Origin of the sequence: Sandarakinorhabdus sp. (genome assembly GCF_032115815.1) — a bacterium.
GTDB lineage: Bacteria > Pseudomonadota > Alphaproteobacteria > Sphingomonadales > Sphingomonadaceae > Sandarakinorhabdus.
Map to the genome: position 1 here is coordinate 1 of NZ_JAUMBI010000082.1, position 7,821 is coordinate 7,821.

The 7,821-nt window shown below is 65.7% G+C and carries 8 protein-coding genes; 5 read left to right on the forward strand and 3 right to left on the reverse strand.

Going from position 1 to position 7,821, the window contains the following annotated elements:
• The coding region (gene thyA / locus RT662_RS04820) for a thymidylate synthase (RefSeq protein ID WP_313669575.1) at positions 1 to 408 on the reverse strand (408 nt) is incomplete at its 3' end.
• Here thyA and RT662_RS04825 point away from each other — a divergent pair.
• The 3 genes from RT662_RS04825 (at position 344) to RT662_RS04835 (ending at position 3,847) form a co-directional block, all read left to right on the forward strand.
• Positions 344 to 1,192: an acyl-homoserine-lactone synthase gene (locus tag RT662_RS04825; protein ID WP_313669576.1), complete on the forward strand. Its 849-nt coding sequence runs from the start codon at positions 344 to 346 to the stop codon at positions 1,190 to 1,192. The two genes, thyA and RT662_RS04825, sit on opposite strands and share 65 nt — an antisense overlap.
• A gap of 123 nt (positions 1,193 to 1,315) precedes the next feature.
• Positions 1,316 to 2,674: a glycosyl transferase family protein gene (locus RT662_RS04830; protein ID WP_313669577.1), complete on the forward strand. Its 1,359-nt coding sequence runs from the start codon at positions 1,316 to 1,318 to the stop codon at positions 2,672 to 2,674.
• Between the two features lie 417 nt (positions 2,675 to 3,091).
• Positions 3,092 to 3,847: a hypothetical protein gene (locus RT662_RS04835; protein ID WP_313669578.1), complete on the forward strand. Its 756-nt coding sequence runs from the start codon at positions 3,092 to 3,094 to the stop codon at positions 3,845 to 3,847.
• Here the strand turns inward: RT662_RS04835 and RT662_RS04840 are convergent.
• Together RT662_RS04840 and RT662_RS04845 are read right to left on the reverse strand one after the other, a co-directional pair.
• A complete protein-coding gene (locus RT662_RS04840) occupies positions 3,844 to 4,926 on the reverse strand; it encodes an asparaginase (protein WP_313669579.1) in 1,083 nt (360 codons plus the stop codon). The two genes, RT662_RS04835 and RT662_RS04840, sit on opposite strands and share 4 nt — an antisense overlap.
• A gap of 10 nt (positions 4,927 to 4,936) precedes the next feature.
• On the reverse strand, positions 4,937 to 5,629 hold the full coding sequence (locus RT662_RS04845) for a MerR family transcriptional regulator (protein WP_313669580.1): 693 nt from the start codon (positions 5,627 to 5,629) through the stop codon (positions 4,937 to 4,939).
• Between the two features lie 59 nt (positions 5,630 to 5,688).
• Between RT662_RS04845 and RT662_RS04850 the strand changes: the two genes are divergently transcribed.
• Positions 5,689 to 7,266, forward strand: a complete 1,578-nt coding sequence (locus tag RT662_RS04850; RefSeq protein ID WP_313669581.1) for a cisplatin damage response ATP-dependent DNA ligase — start codon at positions 5,689 to 5,691, stop codon at positions 7,264 to 7,266.
• A 17-nt stretch (positions 7,267 to 7,283) separates the two neighbouring features.
• On the forward strand, positions 7,284 to 7,821 hold a 538-nt coding region (locus tag RT662_RS04855), incomplete at its 3' end, for an exodeoxyribonuclease III (RefSeq protein ID WP_313669582.1).

Sequence of the window (7,821 nt, forward strand, 5' to 3'; positions counted from 1 at the left end):
CGGCCAGCGCCGCCACTGCACGCCATAGACCGGGCCAAGATCGCCCCATTTCGCGGCAAACGCATCGTCTGAAATGATGCGGGCTTCGAAATCATCGCGGCTGATCTGTTCGCCGGTGGCCTTGCGATAGGCATCGAGCGGCCAGTCCGTCCAGATATGCACGCCCTGTTCCACCAGCGGGCGAATGTTCGATTCGCCGTTCAGGAACCAGATCAGTTCCTTGATGGCCGATTTCCAGAACACGCGCTTGGTGGTGAGCAGCGGCACCGTGCCGTCCGAAAGATCGAACTTCAGCGTCTCACCAAAGAGAGCGCGGGTGCCTGTGCCGGTGCGGTCGCCGCGCATGACCCCCGTTCGCCAAACACGGTCCATCAGGGAAAGATACTGGTGTTCGCTGCTTGAAGTCATTGCCCCTTGTCAGGGATATGGCGCGCCCGCGTCAACCATTGCCACAAGCCTTGCGAACCCCAGCAGGGAGCAGGCGATGTTCGGCACAGCCACGACAGGCACCAGCCACGATATCCAGGCCATTCCCGGCCTGTGGCGCGACGCGCATGGTGAGGCGGCGGCCTTGTCGAGCCGAGGGCGGGTTCATTCCGCCCTGCGTTCCGCCATGCTGAAGGATCGCAAGATCGTGCTGATGGACCGGCTGGGCTGGGATCTGCAATCGCCTGACGGTCTGCACGAGTTGGACGAATATGATGGCGACGACACGCTCTACCTGATCGTTCATCAGCCCGAAACGGGTCGGCACCTGGGATCGGTGCGTCTGCTGCCCTCAACCGGCGCGCATCTGCTGGGCGACAAGTTCGCGCATCTGTGTGCCAATGGTGTGCCGGTGGGCCGCGACGTGTGGGAGATCACGCGTCTGGTCACAGCGCCGGGCCTGACACGCGCTGAAGCGCTGCAGGTGCGGCGACAATTGGCAATTGCTCTGTTAGAACATGCACTTGCCAACGCGATCGAATTTTATATCATGGTTACACATCTGCCGTGGTTGCCGAGTCTGCTGTCCATCGGTTGGGATGCTGAACCATTGGGGTTGCCGCACGGTGAGGGCGTGAATGCCATCGCCGCGCTGCGGATCCATATTGATGAGACCACTTTGCAGCGACTGCGCGCGGCTTGGGCGATTGCCCAGCCGGTGCTGGCGCCGCCCGCCATCGGCCGGGAGAATGAACAGGCGTTTTGACCCTGCGTCTGTCGCTTTCCTGCCGAGGATGCCCCGGCCTGCTGAATCCACCTGCAAACGGCCCTCCCCGTGCGCAGTTTCTGGTGAAGGCCGGGGCATCCACCCTTTCACGAACCACCGGCCATGATGCTGCCTGATCTGCTGGCCCTGTGGCATGTCGCGCTGGCCGAAGCCTTGTTGCTGGTGGCTTTGCTGGTCGCCATCAACGGCCTGGATGATCTGGCCATCGATGTGCTGTGGCTGGTGATGCCGCGCCATCGGCGGCAGCCGCAATCGCTCCCGCCAGCGCCGCCGCCAGCGCGTTTTGCCATTCTGATCCCGGCCTGGGACGAATCGGCGGTGATCGGTGCCATGCTGCAGCGCCTGTTCGCCACGCTGAACTGGCCGGATTATGCCGTGTTTGTTGGCCTTTATCCCAATGATCCCAAGGGTCAGGCGGCTGTGGCCGCGCTGGCCGATCCGAGACTTCATGTGGCGATTGGCGACACGCCCGGCCCCACCACCAAGGCCGATTGCCTGAACAGCCTGTGGCGGGCGGCACTGGCGGAGGAGGCGGCCAGCGGCCAGCCCTTCGCGGCCATCGTGCTGCATGATGCCGAAGATGTGGTGCACGCAAGCGAACTGGCGGTATTTGCCGGCCATCTGCCGCAATTTGCCATGGTGCAGTTGCCGGTGCTGCCGCTGCCCGATGCTACCAGCCCGTTGATTTCGGGTCATTATATCGATGAATTTGCGGAGGCGCATGCCAAGGATCTGCTGGTGCGGCAATGGTTGGGCGCGGCGGTACCGGCGGCCGGCGTGGGGGTGGCCATTGATCGGGCCATGTTGGGCCGCATTGCCGATGCCCGCGACGGCGCCCCCTTTGATGCGGCCAGCCTGACCGAGGATTATGAACTGGGCCAGCATGTCCATGCACTGGGTGGCCGCAGCGGCCTGGTCTGGGTGCATGATGATGGCCAGGCCGTGGCCACGCGCGAACATTTTCCGGCAAGCTTCGAAGCTGCCGTGCGCCAGAAATCGCGCTGGCTCACCGGCATCGCGTTGGCCGGCTGGGATCGGCTTGGGTGGCGCGGCGGGTTGGTCAACCGCTGGATGCTGCTGCGCGATCGCAAGGCGCCGTTGATGGCACTGCTCACGCTGCTGGCGTATCTGATCGCCCTGCTGCTGGGCGTGGATGGGCTGTTGCGGCTGGCGTTGCCGGCGGCGGCGCGGTTGCCGTCGGTCGCCGGCGATGTCACGCGGGCGCTGCTGTGGCTGAACTGGACCCTGCTGTGCTGGCGGCTGCTGGTGCGGGCGCTGTTCACCTTGCGCGTGCATGATCTGAGCCAAGCGATATTGACGCCGCCACGCGCGCTGGTCGGCAATTTTATCAACGCCATGGCCGCGCTGCGCGCGCTGTCGCGTTACGCCCAGGCGCTGCGTTCCGGCCGCCGCCTGGCGTGGGACAAGACGATCCACCGCTTCCCGGGCACGACATCATGATCACTGCCAGGAATGGCAGGAGCCTGACCGGCCAGCCGTTGCGGGCCTTCGCCGGGCTGGGGTTGTTGCTGCTGTTGTGGATCGCGGTACGGTTGCCGGTCATGCAGCAGGACGTGCAGGCACTGGCCCGGTTGGCGACGGGTCCAATCCGGCCGCAGCCGCACCGAACGCCCGCCCCGATCATGGCAAAACTGCCGGATGGCCCTGTCATGGCACCATTGCACCGGCCGGCGCCGCCGCCCTTGCTGGTGCTGCCCGCGCTGCTCCCCCCCGTAGCCAGACAATCGCTGCCGGTGCCCAACCTGCCACCGCAGCCCACGCAACTGCCACCGGCAATTCCGTCATCAGCACCACCCGCCGTTCCGCCTGCCAGCGTGCCGCCATCCGATCCGGCTTTCACCCTGGCAAACGCTGCCTATGATCGGCTGCGCACTGGCCAGCGCCGCCGCGCCGCCGCGCTGTTCGATGCGGCACTGGCCTTGCAGCCGGGCAACCGCCAATGGCGGGCTGATCGCGCCGCGCCGCGCCGCGCTGGGCCGGCGCTGGCAGCTGGGCGGCTTTGCCCTGCTGCGCGATGGCGGGCCGCAGCCCAATCAGCCGGGCAGTGGCTCGCCCGGTGCCACCGCCTCTCCCGTGCTGGGCGGCGGACAGGTAGGGGGCAGTATCGCCTTCCTGCTTGATCCTTACGCGCGCCGGCCGCTGGCGTTGATGGCACGGGCTAATGTCGCTGCCGATCCGAATGGCGTGCGCAGCGAGACGGCGCAACTGGCGGTTGGGCTGCGCCAGACCCTGCTGCCAGGCGTGTCATTTTCGGTGGAACGGTTGATCCCGCTTGGGGCGGCCACGCAAGGCGCGTTCACAGCGCGGCTGGCTGCCGGTGGGCGGTTGCAGCGCCTCGAAGTCTATGGCGAGGCCGGCGCACTCGATACCGGGCAGCTCTATGCCGGCGGCCAGGCCCGGGCCCGCATCCTGCGTTTTGGCGCGGCAACACTGAACGCCGCCACTTGGGCCAGCGTGCAGACCGGCACGCCGGATGTGTGGCGGGTGGATGTTGGCCCCTCGATCAGCGCCAGCGTGAAGGGCATCCGCATTGAGGCGGACTGGCGACAGCGCGTGGGCGGCAATGCGGCGCCGGGCAGCGGCCCAACACTGATCGTGTCCGCCGGTTTTTAGTTCGTCGTGCCGGCCCGGTCGAAAATCGCCTGCAGTTCGGCGAACGTCCGCGGCTTCTGCAGCGCCAGCATCAACAAGATGCGCGCCTTGGCCGGGTTGAGTTCGCGGCCACCGATCGTCCGCACCCGGTCATCATCATCATCCGACCTTGCAGACGGCGTCGGTTCAGCTCGCCTTATGTCGCCGTGCCCCTGGCGCGGCGTGGCCACCACCGGAATGCCTTGTTCCACAAGCGCCCGCAGCGCCTTGCGGGCACCGCTGGAAAAGCCGCCGGTACCAACCCCGGCCACGATCACGCCGTCGGCATCGCGGACGATGTCACGCACGTCGTCTTCTGTCTGGCCGGCATAGGCATAAACGACCGCAATGCGCGGCAGCTTGGCCTCGCCCAGGGCCAGAATGTCGGGCTGTGGCTGGGGCGGCCCGAAAAAGCGCGGGGCAAGGTTCAGCACATGGCCAATCGGGCCGCGGCTGGGCGCGGTGAAAGCCTCGACGCGGTTCACGTCAAATTTGGTGACGGAACGCGGATCGAAGATCGTGTCGTTCATCACCACCATCACGCCGCGCCCGGCGGACGCGGGCGATGTCACGACGCGGATCGCATCCAGCATGTTCTGCGGCCCGTCTGCCGAAACCGCGGTGCTGGGCCGCATTGCGCCAACCACCACGACGGGCTTGGTCGGCGGCAGGATCATGCTGAGCAGAAAGGCGGTTTCTTCCAGCGTGTCGGTGCCATGGGTGATAACAACGCCGGCCACATCAGGATCCCCAAAAGCCGCCAGCGCACGGGCATGAAGCTTGCGCCAGATGGCTTCGTTCATGTCGCTGCTCGGCACGTTGGCGATCTGCTCGCCCGACACCCGGGCAATCTTGTCCACCCCCGGCAGCGCGGCAATCAGATCGTCAACGGAAACGGCGCCGGAACGATAGCTGGTGCCCGCTGCGTTGCCCTTGCCGGCAATGGTGCCGCCGGTGGCCAGGATGCGCACCTGGCTGGTGGCGGGGGATTCAACCGGCTGTGCGCGCAGCGCCGTGCCGGCCAGCAGCGCCGCCGCGATCATCCATGAAATCTTGCGCAAGGCCTGTCCTTCACCTGTTGTCATTGACGCCCGGGTTGGCGATGGTCCGTCGTTCGGCGAGTTTCCGCAGCAGCGCCCGCGTGCGCAACTGGCCCAGCAACTCGTTGATCACCGAAATGCCCTGTTCGGCCATGTCCAAGGCCTTGGCCTCGCCGACATGGCCAGCCGTGTGCTCCAGAAAGTGGCGGACTTCCTGCGCCGTCAGCCAGTCGATCAGCACATTGTACAGGCGCATCTGGCCGCCATCAAACCCCAGTTCCGGTGTGAAACCGATATCGTCGAGCCGCTGCACGGTGCGCAATATGGCGGCGTCGCGGGCGGTGACGGTGCCGTCTTCGGCCAGCGGGATCATCAGATCATCGAGATGTTCGCGGCTGTGCGGCGGCAGATCGAGATCGTCAAAGACCACCCGCGCCGGGCCGCCACCTTCGAGGCGCTGGGCGAGCAGGGCATCCAGCGTGGGAAACACATCGGGCAGCAGCCAGCGGTCGCCGTCTTCGGCTTCCAGCAGGGTGCGGATCACCGCCAGCGGCAGGAAGCGTTCTTCCTGCAGGCGCTTGATCGCCTTCAGCCGGGCGACGTGCACATCAGAATAACGCGCGCTGTTCGGGCTGGTCTTGTCCGGTTCCGGCAACAGGCCTTCGCGGATGTAGAATCGGATGGTTTCCCGCCCGACACCGCTGGCCTTTTCAAGATCGCGCATTCTCATGACCGGAGCGCCTTAGCGCAACTGCGGCGCGCATGCTAATGGGCTGATTGCCGATGGAAGCCTTTGCCCGCCTGCTCGACGCGCTGCTCTACACGCGCAGCCGCACCGCCAAGTTGCGGTTGATCGCGGATTATCTCGCGGCGACGCCCGATCCCGATCGTGGCTGGGCGCTGGCGGCGCTCACCGGGACGATCGATCTGAAGGCGGTGCAGCCCAGCATGTTGAAGGCGCTGATGGTCGAACGGGTGGACGCAACGCTGTTTGCCCTCAGCCATGATTTCGTTGGCGACATGGCGGAAACGATTTCGTTGCTTTGGCCTGATCCGCCGGGCGAAAAGCCACCAGCACCCACGCTCGACGAAGTGGTCGCCCAGCTTTCCGGTCTGTCGCGCGGGCAAGCACCGGCGGCGGTCGCGGCGCTGCTCGATCGGCTGGATGTGCAGGGCCGTTATGCCCTCATCAAACTCGCCACCGGCGCATTGCGCGTCGGCGTCTCGGCGCGGTTGGCCAAGACCGGGTTGGCGCAGGGTTTCGGCCTGGATGTGGAGGCGGTGGAGGAGATTTGGCATGGCCTGACACCGCCGTTCACGCCGCTGTTCCAATGGGCCACCGGCGCCGCACCGCCGCCCACCGCCGGCAACGTGCCGGTCTTCCGCCCGTTCATGCTGGCCAGTCCGCTGGAGGAGGGGGTGACGCTCGATCTGGCCGAACATGTCGCCGAATGGAAATGGGATGGCATCCGTGTCCAGATCGTTCATGCCGGTGGCCAGACCCGCCTGTTCAGCCGCACCGGTGACGATATTTCGGCCAGTTTCCCCGATGTGCAACTCGATCAGACGCTGGCGCTGGATGGCGAATTGCTGGTGCGCGGCGAAGGGCAGGCAGACAGCGTGGCCGCCTCAGGCAGTTTCAATGCCTTGCAGCAACGCCTCGGTCGCAAGGCGCCCAACGCGAAACTGCTGGCCGAGCGCCCGGCCTTCATCCGGGTCTATGATCTGCTGTCCCATGCCGGTGAGGATCTGCGCGCCTTGCCCTGGCACACCCGCCGCGCCCGGTTGGAGACCGTGTTGCCCGGCCTCGACCCCGCCCGTTTCGAACTGTCGCCGTTGGTAGAGGCCGCCAGTTGGGACGAACTGGCGCTGTTGCGCGATGCCGCGCGCGATGCCGCCATCGAAGGCTTGATGCTGAAACGCCGCGATGCACCCTATGTGGCTGGGCGCAGGCAAGGCCAATGGTTCAAGTGGAAACGCAGCGCGCTCACTGCCGATTGCGTGCTGATGTATGCCCAGCGCGGCCATGGCAGAAGATCGAGCTTGTACAGCGATTTCACCTTCGGCTGCTGGACGCCGGATGGGCAGTTGCTGCCGGTCGGCAAGGCCTATAGCGGCTTCACCGATGCCGAACTGGCGATGCTGGACAAGTTCGTGCGCGGGCACACGATGCAGAAATTCGGCCCGGTGCGAGAGGTTGAAAAGGCCCTGGTGCTGGAAGTGGCGTTCGATAGCATCCATGCCTCCACCCGCCACAAATCCGGCCTCGCCATGCGCTTTCCGCGCATTTCGCGCATCCGCACCGACAAGCCGGCGGCAGAGGCCGATACCGTAGCGGCGCTGTTGAAGCTGGCGACGTGAGGGCGTAAGCCTCAGTCATGCTCATCGCGACCTTCAATATCAACGGCACCAACGCCCGCCTGCCGCGCCTGCTGGAATGGCTGGAACAGGCCAAGCCCGACATCGCCTGCCTGCAGGAAATCAAGACGATGACGGAGAATTTCCCCGTCGAGACGCTGCGCGAGGCCGGCTACCATTGCCTTGTCCACGGCCAGAAAGGTTTCAACGGCGTCGCCATCCTGTCCCGCGAACCCGCCACCGAAGTGCAGCGCGGCTTGCCTGGTGATGAGACGGACGAACAATCCCGCTATCTCGAAGCCGATGTCATGGGCGTGCGGGTGGCCTCGATCTATCTGCCCAACGGCAACCCGCAGCCGGGGCCAAAGTTCGATTACAAGCTGGCCTGGATGGAGCGGCTGCGACTGCATGCCGCCGGCCTACTCGAAACCGGCCTGCCGGTGGTGCTGGCCGGGGATTACAACGTCATTCCCAATGATGACGATATCTGGGATGTTACCGCAATGCGTGATGATGCGCTGCGCCAGCCGCAGTCCGTGGCTGCGTATCGGCAGCTGC